This window comes from uncultured Algibacter sp., assembly GCF_963976535.1.
GTDB lineage: Bacteria > Bacteroidota > Bacteroidia > Flavobacteriales > Flavobacteriaceae > Algibacter_B.
This window is the reverse complement of sequence record NZ_CAXBLF010000071.1, coordinates 1-15568: the sequence shown is the minus strand read 5'-3', so window position 1 is coordinate 15568 and position 15568 is coordinate 1. Positions and strand designations below refer to the sequence as shown.

The window sequence follows — 15568 nt, the reverse complement described above, 5'->3', positions numbered from 1 at the left end:
TAATTACTTTCGGAAAAGAAGATAGAGAAATTATCAAGCAAATTGATAATATAAACTCTTCAGCATTAAAGTCTTATAATAATGATGAAATAGTAAAGTCTTTTAAAGAATTTATTAATGCCAAGGAATTGTCAGATTCTATTCAAGATAATTACGGGAGTGCTATTGCCAACTATAATTTAGGTAATATTTATTACTTAATGGAAAATTATGAGTCTGCTGAAGAATATTATCAATTAACATTAAATGTTTTAAAAACAATAAATGACAATTATTTGGTATCTAGTTCTTATCTTAATTTGGCTAAAATATATAGAGAACAAAAGAATTACACTAAGAGTATCCAATATTTTGAGAAAGCACTTCAATATTCTGTAATTTATAAGTACCTAAATGTTTCAGAAAAGGCACAAATTCAAAACGTTTATTTTGAGGCAAGAATTAATTTATGTGAGTTATATATTGAAAATAATAATTTAGATGAGGCTTTAATAAATCTTTTAAAATTAGATAATTATTTAAAAACAAATCCTGTCGATTCAAATTTAGAGGGCTATTACAAATATATTTACGGTACATATTCTGCGCGTAATGAGCTATATAACAGAGCAAACACTAAATTTAGAGAAGCCATTATTTTATTAGAAGAAAATAACGAAGAAATAGATTTAGCGTTATTAAGTAGTGTTTATATGCAATTGTCTATTTCTCTTGCAAAATCTGGTAAAAGTACTGAAGCCTATATTACTTTACTGGAGCATAATAGTTATAAAGACAAACTTCTAAATGAAGAAAAAAACCGACAAGATTTAATCATAAAATCTAAATTTCTAATTGAAGACTATAAAAATGAGGCTAATACTGCAAATGCAGAAAGACTTCAACAATTAGAAATAGCTAATAAATTTAAGAAAATTAATAGTGCCATTTTTATAACCTTGCTATTATTAATGGGTTCAGTCATTGTTATCTATAAAAGTTATAACACTAAAAGAAAATTAAGTAAATCCTTAGAGGTGAAAAATAACGAATTAGAAATAGCTAAAAATGAAGCTTTAAAATCATCAGAACTAAAAAGTAATTTTATATCTAATGTATCACACGAGTTAAGAACACCTCTTTATGGCGTAGTTGGAATTTCATCTTTATTGCTTGAGAACAATAGTTTAAATAATAGAGATAAGAAACACTTAAAATCTTTAAAATATTCTGGAGATTATCTTTTAAATTTGATTAATGATATTCTTCAAGTTGGCAAAATGGAAGCCAATAAAATTGAATTAAAAAATGTTTCTGTTAATTTGAAAGATTTGTTAGGAGATATTGTTAATTCATTTAATTATAGACTCGAGGAAACTAATAATGAAATTAAAATATCAATTGATAATTATGTACCGGAACACATTAAATGTGATAAGGTCAGGCTATCTCAAATTTTAATTAATTTAATTGGTAATAGTGTTAAGTTTACCTCTAATGGAGTAATTCATTTAAGAGTAAGGTTGTTAAGCTTGGACACGAATAATGTTGGTTTATGTTTTGAAATTGAGGACAACGGAATTGGCATAGCTAAAGAAAAATTCGATATGATATTCGATAATTTTTCTCAGTTAGAAGACAGCAATGTGAACTATCAAGGAACAGGATTAGGGCTTTCAATCACCAAAAATTTAATTGAGTTGTTTAAGAGTGAAATAAAATTGGAAAGTGAAGTAGGTGCTGGTACTAAAATAAGTTTTGAAGTAGATTTTGAATTAGATAAAGACAAAACTAAAATAATTTCAGACTTTGATACTACTGCAAATAAAGTTGAAAACTCCGAAAATAAATATAGAATTTTAGTAGCAGAAGACAACAAAATAAATCAAGTAGTAACCAAAAACTTATTAAAGAAGCACGGGTATTTGTATACCATTGTTAAAAATGGGCAAGAAGCTTTAGAAGAAGTGAAAAGTAATCAATATGATCTTGTTTTAATGGATATTAATATGCCAGTTATGGATGGTAATGAGGCAACAATGGCCATAAGGAAATTCAATGAGTTTTTACCCATAATCGCCTTAACAGCAGCAGATATTGATGAAATAGGACAGAAGTGTAAAAGTATTGGTTACAGCGATATAATAATTAAACCTTTTGATAATTACGAGTTTTTTCAAGTCATAAATCAAAATATTCAAAACTCTCAAAAAGAAAGCTGTATAAAGCTAGATACAGCATCATAATTAATCATTTTTATTAAAACTTTCTACTAATGGTTAAACCATCTCTTATTGGTAGGACAACAGTTTCGACACGGTTGTTTTCTTTTAAAAGTGCATTATATTCTATAAGGGCAGGTGTAGAAGTATCATCTTTTTTGAACGTGGTTTCTAGAATTTTACCACTCCATAACACATTATCAGATAAAATAATACCACCCGTATTTAATTTATCAATAATCAAATTAAAATAGTTCGAATAGTTTTCTTTATCAGCATCAATAAAAACCAAATCGAAAGTTTTGTCAAGTTTTGGAATAATCTCTAGTGCATCACCTAAGTGTTGATAAATTTGATTTCCATAGCCAGATTTGTTAAAGTATTTACGCTGGAAATCTACTAATTCTTCATTAACATCAATAGTATGTAATGCGCCATTACTCTGCATACCTTCAGCTAAGCACAATGCAGAATAGCCCGTGTATGTACCTATTTCAAGAATATTTTTAGGATTTACCAATTTAGATATCATGCTTAACACCCGACCTTGGTAATGCCCACTAAGCATACGTGGTTGTAAAATTTTCTGGTAGGTTTCTCTATTTAATTGTTGCAGTAATTCTGGCTCATTTTCAGAGTGAGAAACCACATAATCATCTAAATCTTCAGGTATAAAATTCATGCTTTGTCTGGTTGAGCGCAGTTGAGACCTTTATAAATATTGTCATTGTTCAATAACGTTTCAACTACACTTTAGGAATACTAATTTAACTTAAAATTCTATTAATCAATTTTTCTTTAGCAGTCTCATCATCGCCACACAACCACTTAATCACATTATGCTCCCAAATATCATCATATTCTTTTTTGTTAATGATTTTCCTTTCCATGGCAAGATCTAATATTTTTCCAGGATAAGAGGATTGTTTATCACTTTCCATCTCGCCTAAAGGGTAAGGGTCATCTAGACCCATAATTACCTGTTTAGAGCCATGATTTCGAATTAATAGCTCCAATCCACCGGTGTCATGCACTAAGGTGTCAAAAAAGATATTTTTATGCCCTACGGCTTCTCTTGGGTGGTGCTTACCTTCAAATAAATCGGGTCTGCCATCAAAACCTTGAATTCGTCGCCCTAAATTAATTTGTGCTAATTGTCCACCATGAGCAAAACAAGTTCGCATATTCGGAAATTTTTCTTGATAGCCATTCAAAGTTAAAAAATGATAAGCATCACCACATTGGGCTAACATCCAAATTAAGTGAAAACGCCATGAGATATTTTCTAATTTTATAAATTTCTCACCATCATAGGGGTGAATTTCAATAGCCAAATTATATTTATCTGCTAACTCAAAAATAGGTTCATTCTCTTCATCAAAAATACAACGCCATGTGCCTATGGTGTCCATGTAATGAGTGGGCAAGCAAAGTAATTGCATGCCATGGTTTTCAACACAACGCTCAATTTCCCAACAGGCACTTCTTATAAAAGCAGGATGGACCACAAAACCGCAAGTAAATTTACTAGGGTTATCATGTTGCACTTTAGCATTAAAATCATTTTGAAAACGCAGTGCTTTCTTCATTTCTTCAACACGCAAACCATTTCCATATAATTGCGATAAATTTAATACCACAGCATGATCGAGTTTGTTGCGTTCCATCCATTCTAGTTTTTCATCTAAAAAAAAGCTAGAATCAGTAACCGGACGTTTCCAGTCTTTCTGAAGCATGAATTTTCGATCTTTATCAACCCAAAAAATGCCCTTTTCTTGCATGTAATCAGGTATTTCCTCAGGGTAAGGAAGTAAATGTGAATGACCGTTTATTCTAAGTTTGCGTTTCATTTATTTTAATCAGGTTTTAAACAAATCATTGTGGCTTGCATTGTGGCAAATATGGTGTCATTTTCCGAATCAGAAACCGTGCTTTCACAAAAAGTGAGCGTTTTCCCCGCTTTTATAACTTTACTAGTGGCTTTAATTTTTTTTGTTTTGGCGGCTCTAATAAAATTGATTTTAAACTCTACAGTAAGAACATCCGAACCTTTTGGCATTGTGGTCAAGGCGGCATATCCACTAGCTACATCAGCAATACTTGTTATGACGCCAGCATGAAAAAAACCATGTTGTTGTGTTAGTGTTTGATTTAATTCACATTCAATAATGACAACACCTTTTTCAATTGAAACTAGTTTTGCTCCAAGCTTGTTCATAAAACCTTGCTTATAAAAACTCTTTTTTGCAGTTTCAATCATAAGTAAACTAAGCTATAGTTTTTTTGGTGGTTGCATAACTTCCCCACAATTAGGGCAGCTCCGCTTGTCTTTATCGTTATAATATTTATCAAATATTTTTGGCATATCGGTTTCAATATTGTCTAAAGTAAAATCTTCCTCATAAAGCTTAGTTACGCAATTTTCGCAAAACCAAAGTAGCGCATCACGTACACCTTCAGGCCTTTTGTATTCTATAACTAACCCCACAGTATTAGCACCTCTTTGCGGAGAATGCGGTACTTTAGGGGGTAATAAATAAATGTCACCCTCTTTAATATGTACATCTTTAGGCGTGCCTTTATCAATTATTTTTAAAATAATATCACCTTCAACCTGATAGAAAAATTCTGGCGTTTCGTTATAATGATAATCCTTTCTACTATTCGGTCCGCCAACAACCATCACAATAAAGTCAGCATCTTTCCAAACCACTTTATTACCAACTGGCGGTTTTAAAAGATGTCTATTTTCTTCAATCCAAGCTTTAAAATTTAGTGGAGATGTTAAATGGCTCATAAAATATGCCCCTCTTAATCCCGATTTTAATCGGGAAACTCAAAATGGGAATTTGAGTTTATATTGAACAAAGTTTTAAAATTAGTTTAAAGATAAAAAACATCTTAAGATTATACTAATTTCTCCCTCCCTTTGGGAGGGTTGGGGAGGGCTTTTTATAAAGATTTGGTGCGACCGCCATCTACCGGAACATTAATGCCATTAACATAACCTGCTGCTTCACTAGCTAAAAATGTAATAACATTGGCGGTTTCTTCTGGTTGCGCAAAGCGTTTTGCTGGTGCATAGTTTTTCATGATTTCCCTCATGTCTTCAATAGACCTATCTTCAATATTCGCCTTAATTTTTATGATTTCAGTTAAACGTTCCGTATCTGTAAATCCAGGAAGTACATTGTTAACCGTTATCCCAAATTCAGCAACTTCAATAGATAAGGTTTTACTCCAATTACCAACAGCACCTCTTATAGTATTGCTAACGCCTAGTCCAGGAATCGGTTCTTTTACTGAGGTTGATATAACGTTAATAATTCTACCAAAACCTGCTTCTTTCATAAACGGAATTGTAGCTTGCGCTATAAGGTGATTACATTTTAAATGCATAGTAAAAGCATTTTCAAAAGCTTCTAAACTAGCCGTTAAAATCCCTCCGCTTCTTGGTCCTCCAGTGTTGTTTATCACAATATGAAATCCATGTTCTTTTTCAATAAATTTAATCAATTGCTCCTGCAATTCTCGCGGGTTAGAAAAATCTGCGACTATATAACTGTGATTTCTGTGCTGTGGTAATTCGGCTAAAACCTCTTTTAGCTTTTCCCTATTTCTAGCAACAAGCGTTACGTTTACACCCTCAGCAGCCAATGCTATGGCTGTTGCCCTTCCTATACCTTGTGTGCTGCCACAAACTAACGCGTTTTTATTGTTTAATTTTAAATCCATATTATTCGTATATTATTTTAGCACGTGGGCTTAATTTCTCCATTAATTTATCAGGACTTTTTATTGCAACAAAATCAAATTTTTTGTAAAGTTCATGAGCGTCTTTTGTTGCCAGCATCCACTTGTCAATATTTTGAAATTCAGGAAAATTCAATATTTTCTCCATTAATAATTTTGAGTAGCCTTTCCCTTGGTAATCTTCAATAACAAAAACATCTAAAAGATAAGCAAAAAAGACTTTGTCTGTCATGACTCTCGCGTAAGCAATTTGATTTCCTTTATGAAACAAACCAAAATTAATTGTATTCTTTGATGCTTTTTTCTGTTCTTCAAAGGTTCTAGATTCTCCCCAATATGAGTTTTTAATAAATGTATAAATGAGGTCTAAATCCATATCCTTGAATTCTGATGAATAGAATATGTCTTTTTTAACTTCTATCATTATTCGTTTCCTATTAAAGAGATGCTGAAGCAAGTTCAGCATGACCGTATTGTTAAGTTAGTTTCAATTTAAAAGATTCCCGCCTGCGCGGGAACTAGTATTTTATACACACATTTTTAGCTTCTGTAAAAAATCGCAAAGCTTCATAACCACCTTCACGACCAACTCCTGATTCTTTTACGCCGCCAAAAGGTGTTCGTAAATCGCGTAACATCCAAGTGTTTACCCAAACAATACCTGCTTGTAATTGATTGCTCATTCGCATAGTGCGTTTAAGGTTGTTAGTCCATAATGTTGCCGACAAACCATATTTAACTTTGTTTGCCATTCGTAAAACGTCATTTTCAGTTTTAAAAGGCATAATGGTGACTACGGGGCCAAATATTTCTTCTTGATTGACTCTGCACTCGTCAGTTTTAACTTCAATAATTGTAGTCTCTAAATAATATCCATTTTCAAAGCCTTTTACAATAACTATATTGCCGCCACAAAGAATCTTTCCGCCTTCATCCTTGGCGATATCAATATAACTTAGAACCTTTTCTAAATGTGGTTTTGAAACTAAAGCACCAATATCTGTTGAGCCTTCCGATGGATGGCCAACTTTAAGTTGTTTTACTTTCTTGACAAAATCAGCTTTAAATTTTTCATAAATAGAAGCTTCTACAAAAATTCTGCTTCCACATAAACAAATCTGGCCTTGATTTGCAAAAGATGAACGCACAGTAGTTTCTAACATATCATCATAATCGCAATCTGCAAAAATGATATTTGGGTTTTTTCCACCGAGTTCTAATGATAATTTTTTAAACATAGGCGCAGCTACTTTGGCTATATGTGCGCCAGTTGAAGTGCCTCCTGTAAACGAAATCGCTTTAATTTCAGGGTGTTCAACAATGGCCTGTCCTGTTGTTGACCCTAATCCATGAACAATATTTAAAACACCTTTAGGTAAACCTGCTTCGTTGCAAATTTCTCCAAGTAAATAAGCCGTCATCGGTGTAACTTCACTCGGTTTAGCAACCACACAATTTCCCGCGGCAATAGCTGGAGCAATTTTCCAAGTAAAAAGATAGAGTGGAAGGTTCCAAGGCGAAATACAGCCTACAACTCCAATAGGTTGTCTTAACGTGTAATTTATAGCGTTCTGACCAACGCTTTCATGACTTTCACTAGCAAATTGTGTAATAGCATTTCCAAAGAACCTAAAATTACTTGCAGCTCTTGGAATATCTATAGCTTTTGCTAAACTAATTGGTTTGCCATTGTCTTTACTTTCGGATTCAGCGAAGTGTTGTAAGTTAGCTTCTAATAATTCTGAAATTTTAATTAAGATTCTACTTCGTTCCTCTAAAGTGGTTTGAGACCACTGCTTAAAAGCAGTTTTAGCACTTTGATATGATTTTTCTATATCTGCTTTTGATGAGTTAGGTATTTGCCCATAAACTTCGCCATTTGCAGGACAATAGTTGTCTATCCATTCAATACTGATTGGGTTTTTATATTTGCCGTTTATGAAGTTTTGGATTTTAATCATAACTATTAATTTTTCCCCTCCTTGGAGGAGTTAGGGGTGGGTTTTATATTCCAAATTATTTTTTTAATTTCCTCTAAGACCCACCTCAGATCGTTCTTTACATCTAAATCACTGAATCTGATAATATATACTCCTAAAGATTCTAACCGACTTTGACGAATTATGTCCTTTTCCTGCTTCCCTTCATTGAAGTGAATTGAGCCATCCACTTCAATTGCCAATTGAAGGTCTTTACAGTAAAAATCGACTATAAAATTATCAATCGGTATTTGCCTGCTGAACCTCACTCCGAGCTTTTTGTTGTTTATTTCACGCCATAAGGCAATTTCTCCCAAAGTCATGTTGTTGCGAAGTTTTTTCGCAAGAGGTACTAAATCTGGATTATATGGTATAATTTTTCTCATCATAATACCCACCCCTTGATCCCCTCCCAAGAGGGGAACACTTCGTAACTCATTTGATGTTTATATCTAATTAAAATGATTTAAGGTTTTATTTTCTTGTTAAAAGTTTTAAAAAGCATAGCGAAATAATGATTTTATCTACAACTTTTTATAAGCCATTACCTTAATCTCAACCACCAAATCAGGATGCGGTAATTGATGTACGGCAACCGTGGTTCGTGTTGGTCCTGTTTCCTTATCAAAAAACTCTGCATATACTTTATTGTAACCAGCAAAATCATTCATATTTACTAAAAACGATGTCACATCTACAACATCTTTTAAGCTAGCGCCTTCTTTAGCTAAGTTCTTTTCAATATTCTTTAAAACCTCGCTAGTTTGAACTTCTATATTCAAATGCTTCGTGCCCATGTTATCAATAATATCAACACCAGCAATGGTATTGTCTGCTCTTCGAGAACTGGTTCCCGATACGAATATAAAATCGCCAACACGTTTGGTATGCGGGTATGCACCTCTTGGGGTTACTTTATCACTCATGCTATTAGCCCATCCTAACCTTCCCAAAGGGAAGGAATTCTTACTCGGGCGAATAAGAAATTGTTGTTATTTATTTTAAAGCGCTACAGTTCCCTTCCTTTGGAAGGGTTAGGGAAGGCTTTTTTATTTCAATCCAGCAATTCTGTCATCTTCAAGAATAGCTTCGGTTACTTGTTTTACTTGTCTTAAAATATCCTTTAAATCTCCAGTTATCTCAATTTCTTTATCTGAAAGCATATTTAAAATGGCTTTATCTTGTGCACGACCCCTTAACATGGCTAATCTATAACCGATATCTTCATTAAATGTTACTAATGAATATTTTGACGAATAGTCATTTGGAAATTTTTTTTCTAAAGCCATTTCCAATTTACGCTTTTCTTGGAAGATGGCGTGATTCACATGACCTTTCATTTCGTGAAAATTATCAATAGCCAAATCTGCTATGGCATCCGTGTCTTTTTTACGAGTGTTTTCATAAGTTTTAAAGATAGCTTCCCAATTGTTTAAGTTTTGGTCTAAAACTTTATCAAACTCAACTACATCTTCAAAAGAGGCATTCATACCTTGTCCGTAAAACGGAACAATAGCATGTGCAGCGTCACCCATTAAAAGTGTATTGCCTTTATAATGCCAAGGCGAACATTTTACTGTACCTAACGGGGCTGTAGGGTTTTGGAAAAAGTCATCTAAAAGATTTGGCATAATTGCCATAGCATCTGGGAATTCTTTTTGGAAGAACTCCAATACGCTATCTTCAGTATTTAAATTATTAAAATTGTATTCACCTGCATCATAACTTAAAAAAAGTGTTACTGTAAAACTACCATCTAAATTTGGTAAGGCTATTAGCATAAAATTACCACGAGGCCAAATATGTAGCGCGTTTTTATGAGTTTTATAGTCCCCGTTTTCTTTAGGTAGAATACTAAGTTCTTTATAACCATGAGTTAAGTATTCTTGCGAAAAGCTAAATAAGAATTTCTTGCCTAAATAATAACTTTTTCGCATTGCAGAACCGGCACCATCTGTAGCGATTATAATATCGGCATCTTCAACAAATTCATTTTTGGTTTTGTAATCCTTAAACAATGCAGTAGTTTTTTCAAAATCAACCGATTTGCATTTTTTATTGAAATAAATTTTGACGTTTTTGTGTTTCTCAGCTTCATCTAAAAGTAAGGCGTTCAATTCACCACGTGAAATAGAGTTAATATACTCATGTTCTCTGCCACTATAATTTGATTGAAAAGTATTGCCATGTTCATCATGAATCATTCTGCCATTCATGGGTATGCAAAGTGCTTTAACTTTGTCTTCTAAACCAACTAATTTTATGGCCTTATTACCTCGATTTGAAAATGCTAAGTTTATGGATCGACCGGCGCTGATATCTACTTCTCGTATATCTGGACGCATTTCGTAAACCGAAACGTTATAGCCTCTTTGTCCTAATCGTAATGCTAGTAGCGAGCCACAAAGTCCTGCGCCAATAATAAGGATGTTTTGTTGTTTTTCTTTCATTTTTTTTATTCCAGCGAAGGCGGGAATCTCATGATTTTAGTTCTTGACCTCTTTTTATCTGTTCATCCCGATAGCAATCGGGACGAACCAAAAAATCATATTGAAATGAGGAATTTTTCTTCCCGATAAAAATCGGGAAGAAAACCAAAAATCAAATCTAAATTTTTTCCAAGGCTTCAAAAATTTTTAACGATTTGATTTTTATATTCTGCATTTCAATGTTCAATTTTCTAAATTGATTTGGGACTTGACTTTCTACTAAAGTCAATATAATCCCTATTTATATACTATTTTATTTTGTGCGTTTTGAATCCGTCTAAGTTCCCTCTCCTTCGGAGAGGGCTAGGGAGAGGCTTTCAACCAAATAATACACATCTTCAAAAGAATTGTAAAGCGGAACAGGAGCGCACCTAATAACATCGGGTTCGCGCCAATCGCTAATTATTCCAATTTCAGTTAATTTATTATGTAACGTTTTATCAGCATTTTTGACTTGTATTGATAATTGGCAACCACGTTCGTTGGGGTTAATTGGCGTAATAATTTTAATCGAGTCTTCTCCTAATTGTTTTAGTAAAAACTCAAAATAACCGGTTAGTTTTTTTGATTTAACGATTAGTTTATCAATACCAACTTCATTAAACATATCTAAAGAAGCTTTTATGGCAGCCATAGATAAAATGGGAGGGTTGCTTAATTGCCAACCTTCGGCTCCAGGCAGTTGGTCAAAGGCATCACGCATATTAAAGCGGGTTTGTTTGTTATGGCTCCACCAACCTGTAAATCGGTTTAAATCTTTACAGTGTGCATGCCGTTCATGAATGAAACAACCTGCTAAACTTCCAGGGCCAGAATTTAAATATTTATAGGTGCACCAAACGGCAAAATCTGCTCCCGAATCATGGAGGTTCAATGCTACATTTCCTGCGCCATGGGCACAATCAAAACCAACGTTACAACCATGTTTATGTCCTAATTCCGTAATGCGTTTTAAATCTAAAAACTGACCCGTATAATAATTCACACCGCCAATCATAATAAGTGCTATCTCATTGCAGTGTTCTTCGAGAATAGTTTCTAAATCTTCATAATTCAACAAATCTTCACCTTTTCGGGGTTTCCAAAGAATTAATCCTTCTTTGTCATCAAATCCATGATGGCGTAATTGAGACTCAACAGCATATTTATCAGAAGGAAAAGCATCACTTTCAATAAGTATCTTGTATCGGGTTTTGGTAGGTTTGTAAAACGATACCATCATAAAGTGCAAGTTGGCTGTTAGCGTATTCATAACAATCACTTCAATAGGTTTTGCACCTACTAATTTCGCCATACTTTCAGTTAAAAATTCATGATACCTTAACCAAGGATTCTTTGCTTCCAAATGACCTTCTACACCAAAATTTGCCCAATCTTCAAGTTCTTGATTTACATAAGCTTTTGTTTGCTTAGGTTGTAATCCAAGAGAATTACCAGTCATGTAAATCCATTGGTTCCCTTGTTTGTCTTTAGGAATATGAAACTGACTTCGGTAAGCTTTTAGTTCATCATTTTGGTCTTGTTGCAAAGCGTATTCTAGACCTAATTTATAGTCGGACAAGGTGCGTTAGTTTTCGGTTTCTAACAAAAATAAGAATTATAAAGTTAGAAATGAACACTAAGAACAGAAGTTTAAAAGGCATCTATTTTTTGTATATTTAATAAAAAGTAAAGGCTATGGGTAAAATAAAAGAATATTCAAACGGAGAAACAACGGTGGTTTGGGAAGCTGAAAAGTGTATTCATTCAGCAATTTGTGCTAATGGCTTACCAGAAGTATTTCGGCCTAGATTGAGACCATGGATTAAAATGGATACGGCTAAAAACGAGACTATTATAAACCAAGTCAAGCAATGTCCGTCTGATGCGTTGCGTTATTACATGAATGCTGAAGATGATAAAACCTCTCAAATTTTAGAGACTAAAGTTGAAGTTCTTGAAAATGGACCGTTATTGGTTTATGGCACATTAAAAGTTAGCCATAAAGACGGTTCTACTGAAGTAAAGAATAAAACAACAGCTTTTTGCAGATGTGGAAAATCAAACAATAAACCATATTGTGATGGGGCGCATGTTAAAGCTGGATTTAAAGGTTAATTAAGAATGGAAAAGCGCTTTATTTTATTTTTATGTTTGTAAAATTTAAATTCCAATTTCCTTCAGCTTTTTTGTGGTCTTTGGCTATTTTAATACCATTGAAATCTTGATAGTTTTCAAAAGTTGTAATCATGGAAGGTTCTTTTTGATTTGCTTCTCTAAAAATCCATTCTTTAATTAAAAAATCATGTCCGTAGTAAATATCATAGGCGTCGCCAGGAGTATAGCCGCCTTCATTTGGGTACGTTATAGTGATTTTATTGAGTTTACTTTTACTGATAGGAGCTGTCTCTTTAGTGGTTTTAGAAATCGTTGTGCCATTATCCCAAATAAGTTGAAAAGCAACTAATAACCAATATTTATCATTTATAAAACCACTATCTGTTTTGGTGAGTGTTGAATCTATTTTACTTCGGTTGTAGTTTATGGTATCTTTTTTGCTAAAAGAAGTTACTTCATTGGCTTTTGGTTTCCAAATCCATGAACGTCCAAAATGACTACTATCTTTATCAACATTGAAAGTAAATTGAATTTCAGAAACATGTTTCCAGTTTTCAAAACCATGAGCCTTGGCTATTTTTTCTGCTATTGAAATCTCTTTTTGTGGTTGTATAGTTTCAGATTTTTGTTTACAGCCAATAAAAATTAACCCTATAAAAGTGATATAAATGAGTTTTTTCATAATTTAGATTTTTCACAAAGATATAACTTAGAGATGACTAACAACGACAATTATTTTGATGCAAATAAAGCCACTTGGAACGACAAAGTAAAAGTACATGCCAAAAGCGACATGTATGCTTTGGACGCGTTTAAAACAGGGAAATCGTCTTTAATGCCTTATGAGTTAGAAGCTTTAGGCGATGTTTCAGGGAAATCGTTATTGCATTTACAATGTCATTTTGGACAAGACACATTAAGTTGGAGTAGAATGGGAGCAAAATGTACGGGAGTTGATTTGAGTGATGAAGGCATTAAACTGGCTCAAAATTTAAATAACGAATTGAAACTTGACGCTGAATTTGTTTGCTGTAATGTGTTAGATACTTCAAAATTTGTGAAAGACACTTTTGATATTGTTTTTACAAGTTATGGTGTGATTGGTTGGTTGCCAGATTTAAAACCGTGGGGCATAATGATTGCTGAACGTTTAAAAAAAGGTGGTACATTTTTTATGGCTGAATTCCACCCGATAGTTTGGATGTTTGATTATTTGGATAACAAACCCGTTATGAAATATGGTTATATGCAAGAGGGGGTGATTTATGAAGAATATGAAGGCACTTACGCTAACCAAGGCTCAAAAATGGTAAGTAAGGAATATGGCTGGAACCATGGTTTAAGTGAGGTTATAAATGCTTTAACTGAAGCAGGATTGCATATTGAATACTTGAAAGAATTTGATGAAAGCCCTTATGATGTGCTACCTAATTTGAAAAAAACGGATTCGGGGATGTTCGTAACTGAGGATAAATTGTATCCTTTGATGTTTACTTTGAAGGCTAGTACGTTATAAATAGAAAATAATTTAACTCGTTAGTAAATGTTGTTTTGAATTTAGGTTAATGTGAAATAATAAACAGTTTTGATTTATTATATAACTTTTCTCCTTTCAGAATCACTATATAGGTGCCATTAGATATTGATGAAACATCAAAATTGACTTCAGATTGGTCATCCATGGTTTTCTCCATTATTTTGCTACCATCCAAACTAAACAATTCTATTAAATTAACCTTTTTGCTCAAGTTTTTTATATGCAATATATTTTCAACAGGGTTAGGAATAATGTAAAATGGATTATTATCAGTTGCTGAATCATTTAGCGATAGTGTCACTACTTCTTCAATACTAAAATTAGCAAACAAAACAGTTTCGTCTCTTAAATCTTGTTCGTTTATTAAACTTCTATAAATTCCCCATTTTGGTCTTACAAAATCGGCACCTGCCCTCCAATTTACTATGGAATTATTGGAGTAGGTAAATAGAATACTGCCATCGCTAACTTTTTTTATCTCTAATTCATAAGTTCCAGATGTGCCATATTTTATGGTTTCGGTTACATCTAACCAGGTATTTATGAATGGTGTTAAACTTGTTTGCATTAAGGTGACTTGTGAATTGGTTTCTGCATAACGCAATTCTAGTCGGTCAGGATTACCTTTTCGAGTTGTTAATGTGTACATAGGCATGCTTGCCAATAAACCGCCAACAGATTTAAGTTGATGCAAGTGGGTAAAATTTGGTGAAGATTGAAACCCAGCGGCTAATTTAAATTTCCATTTATAGACTACTGTTTCGCCTTCTATTCCTAATAAATTATCTGGTGATTTATCGTATGTTTTTATTTCATTACGTTGTCTGTCAAAATTAATACAGCGATCATTATCAGGCGTTCGGTGTATAAAAAAGCGAAAAACATTTTCGTTTAAAGCGTTATCAAAAACTTCGTCAATATGGTCGCCAAATTCCATATGATTGCAATCTGGCACTTCTATAGGATTGTAGCCAGGAGCCAAAACTGAAGTTATTAAAGGGTAAGTGTTACCAGGACCATCGGCATCTAGTAAAACTTGAGAAGATATACTCTGGAGATAAAAAACAAAAAATAAAAGTAAAATATTTTTCATAATAATTATATATGGTAAACCAAATTGGTTAACCAAATGTAATTAATCTTTTTGCAATCTTCAATTTCTATTGATGTAAAACGTAATTGTTCAGAAGTTGGCTGATTAATGTTTTACCCAATTTGTCAAAAATTGATTCTGTGATGTTTGTAACTGAAGATAAGTTGTATCCTTTGATTTTTAGTTTGAAGGCTAGTATGTTGTAGGTTTTTTTGTTTTTTTAACGTGTTCGTTTAACGGTGAGTATATGAAAAGTAGGCGATTATGAAGCACGAAACTTTCGGTTAAGCACAAAGTTTTATACGAGTCAAAAGTCTTGGTTTCACTACTATTTCGCATATTTTTTATATACATTGTTGTGGCTAGTTGTGTGTCCTGCGTTACTTGGGGATACAAAATATGATTAAGTTCATTGAAAA

Annotated in this window: 16 protein-coding genes; 3 read left to right on the top strand and 13 right to left on the bottom strand. The window is 33.1% G+C overall.

The features are described from left to right. On the top strand, nt 1-2225 hold a 2225-nt coding region (locus AAC024_RS14210), incomplete at its 5' end, for an ATP-binding protein (RefSeq protein WP_339896160.1). 13 nt (nt 2226-2238) lie between these two features. Here AAC024_RS14210 and AAC024_RS14205 read toward each other — a convergent pair. From AAC024_RS14205 to kynU, 11 genes are all read right to left on the bottom strand, one after another. Then, nucleotides 2239-2883, bottom strand: a complete 645-nt coding sequence (locus AAC024_RS14205) for an O-methyltransferase (RefSeq protein ID WP_339896159.1) — start codon at nt 2881-2883, stop codon at nt 2239-2241. An 85-nt stretch (nt 2884-2968) separates the two neighbouring features. Further along, nucleotides 2969-4051 (bottom strand): amidohydrolase family protein, encoded by a 1083-nt coding sequence (locus tag AAC024_RS14200; RefSeq protein WP_339896158.1) that lies wholly within the window; start codon nt 4049-4051, stop codon nt 2969-2971. 5 nt (nt 4052-4056) lie between these two features. Beyond that, nucleotides 4057-4419, bottom strand: coding sequence for a PaaI family thioesterase (locus AAC024_RS14195; RefSeq protein ID WP_339896156.1), 363 nt, complete (start codon nt 4417-4419; stop codon nt 4057-4059). A gap of 54 nt (nt 4420-4473) precedes the next feature. After that, a complete protein-coding gene (locus AAC024_RS14190; RefSeq protein WP_339896154.1) occupies nt 4474-4998 on the bottom strand; it encodes a 3-hydroxyanthranilate 3,4-dioxygenase in 525 nt (174 codons plus the stop codon). A gap of 155 nt (nt 4999-5153) precedes the next feature. Then, nucleotides 5154-5936 (bottom strand): SDR family oxidoreductase, encoded by a 783-nt coding sequence (locus tag AAC024_RS14185; RefSeq protein ID WP_339896153.1) that lies wholly within the window; start codon nt 5934-5936, stop codon nt 5154-5156. Between the two features lies 1 nt (nt 5937). Then, on the bottom strand, nt 5938-6378 hold the full coding sequence (locus AAC024_RS14180; RefSeq protein WP_339896152.1) for a GNAT family N-acetyltransferase: 441 nt from the start codon (nt 6376-6378) through the stop codon (nt 5938-5940). 94 nt (nt 6379-6472) lie between these two features. After that, nucleotides 6473-7915, bottom strand: a complete 1443-nt coding sequence (locus AAC024_RS14175; RefSeq protein ID WP_339896151.1) for an aldehyde dehydrogenase — start codon at nt 7913-7915, stop codon at nt 6473-6475. A gap of 5 nt (nt 7916-7920) precedes the next feature. After that, nucleotides 7921-8322 carry a DUF559 domain-containing protein gene (locus AAC024_RS14170; protein WP_339896149.1) on the bottom strand — a complete coding sequence of 134 codons (402 nt, stop codon included), beginning with the start codon at nt 8320-8322 and terminating at the stop codon, nt 7921-7923. A gap of 135 nt (nt 8323-8457) precedes the next feature. Continuing rightward, on the bottom strand, nt 8458-8859 hold the full coding sequence (locus AAC024_RS14165; RefSeq protein ID WP_339896148.1) for a RidA family protein: 402 nt from the start codon (nt 8857-8859) through the stop codon (nt 8458-8460). Between the two features lie 123 nt (nt 8860-8982). Then, nucleotides 8983-10383: an NAD(P)/FAD-dependent oxidoreductase gene (locus AAC024_RS14160; RefSeq protein ID WP_339896146.1), complete on the bottom strand. Its 1401-nt coding sequence runs from the start codon at nt 10381-10383 to the stop codon at nt 8983-8985. A 316-nt stretch (nt 10384-10699) separates the two neighbouring features. Beyond that, the gene (kynU, locus tag AAC024_RS14155; protein WP_339896145.1) at nt 10700-11983 is read right to left on the bottom strand and encodes a kynureninase; all 1284 of its coding nucleotides are present in this window, start codon (nt 11981-11983) and stop codon (nt 10700-10702) included. 116 nt (nt 11984-12099) lie between these two features. Here kynU and AAC024_RS14150 point away from each other — a divergent pair, with 116 nt between their 5' ends. Continuing rightward, nucleotides 12100-12519, top strand: coding sequence for a (4Fe-4S)-binding protein (locus AAC024_RS14150; protein WP_339896143.1), 420 nt, complete (start codon nt 12100-12102; stop codon nt 12517-12519). 19 nt (nt 12520-12538) lie between these two features. Here AAC024_RS14150 and AAC024_RS14145 read toward each other — a convergent pair whose 3' ends face one another. Continuing rightward, nucleotides 12539-13201, bottom strand: coding sequence for a hypothetical protein (locus tag AAC024_RS14145; RefSeq protein WP_339896141.1), 663 nt, complete (start codon nt 13199-13201; stop codon nt 12539-12541). Nucleotides 13202-13234: 33 nt separating this feature from the next. Between AAC024_RS14145 and AAC024_RS14140 the strand changes: the two genes are divergently transcribed. Then, nucleotides 13235-14035 (top strand): methyltransferase domain-containing protein, encoded by an 801-nt coding sequence (locus tag AAC024_RS14140; RefSeq protein ID WP_339896140.1) that lies wholly within the window; start codon nt 13235-13237, stop codon nt 14033-14035. Between the two features lie 46 nt (nt 14036-14081). Here AAC024_RS14140 and AAC024_RS14135 read toward each other — a convergent pair whose 3' ends face one another. Further along, on the bottom strand, nt 14082-15149 hold the full coding sequence (locus AAC024_RS14135) for a T9SS type A sorting domain-containing protein (RefSeq protein ID WP_339896139.1): 1068 nt from the start codon (nt 15147-15149) through the stop codon (nt 14082-14084). Nucleotides 15150-15568 lie beyond the last annotated feature (419 nt).

Bases quoted from the DNA above. Each gene is read 5' to 3' on its own strand.
- AAC024_RS14205 (WP_339896159.1), bottom strand. From the start codon at position 2,883: ATGAATTTTATACCTGAAGATTTAGATGATTATGTGGTTTCTCACTCT.
- AAC024_RS14200 (WP_339896158.1), bottom strand. From the start codon at position 4,051: ATGAAACGCAAACTTAGAATAAACGGTCATTCACATTTACTTCCTTAC.
- AAC024_RS14195 (WP_339896156.1), bottom strand. From the start codon at position 4,419: ATGAACAAGCTTGGAGCAAAACTAGTTTCAATTGAAAAAGGTGTTGTC.
- AAC024_RS14190 (WP_339896154.1), bottom strand. From the start codon at position 4,998: ATGAGCCATTTAACATCTCCACTAAATTTTAAAGCTTGGATTGAAGAA.
- AAC024_RS14185 (WP_339896153.1), bottom strand. From the start codon at position 5,936: ATGGATTTAAAATTAAACAATAAAAACGCGTTAGTTTGTGGCAGCACA.
- AAC024_RS14180 (WP_339896152.1), bottom strand. From the start codon at position 6,378: ATGATAGAAGTTAAAAAAGACATATTCTATTCATCAGAATTCAAGGAT.
- AAC024_RS14175 (WP_339896151.1), bottom strand. From the start codon at position 7,915: ATGATTAAAATCCAAAACTTCATAAACGGCAAATATAAAAACCCAATC.
- AAC024_RS14170 (WP_339896149.1), bottom strand. From the start codon at position 8,322: ATGATGAGAAAAATTATACCATATAATCCAGATTTAGTACCTCTTGCG.
- AAC024_RS14165 (WP_339896148.1), bottom strand. From the start codon at position 8,859: ATGAGTGATAAAGTAACCCCAAGAGGTGCATACCCGCATACCAAACGT.
- AAC024_RS14160 (WP_339896146.1), bottom strand. From the start codon at position 10,383: ATGAAAGAAAAACAACAAAACATCCTTATTATTGGCGCAGGACTTTGT.
- AAC024_RS14150 (WP_339896143.1), top strand. From the start codon at position 12,100: ATGGGTAAAATAAAAGAATATTCAAACGGAGAAACAACGGTGGTTTGG.
- AAC024_RS14145 (WP_339896141.1), bottom strand. From the start codon at position 13,201: ATGAAAAAACTCATTTATATCACTTTTATAGGGTTAATTTTTATTGGC.
- AAC024_RS14140 (WP_339896140.1), top strand. From the start codon at position 13,235: ATGACTAACAACGACAATTATTTTGATGCAAATAAAGCCACTTGGAAC.
- AAC024_RS14135 (WP_339896139.1), bottom strand. From the start codon at position 15,149: ATGAAAAATATTTTACTTTTATTTTTTGTTTTTTATCTCCAGAGTATA.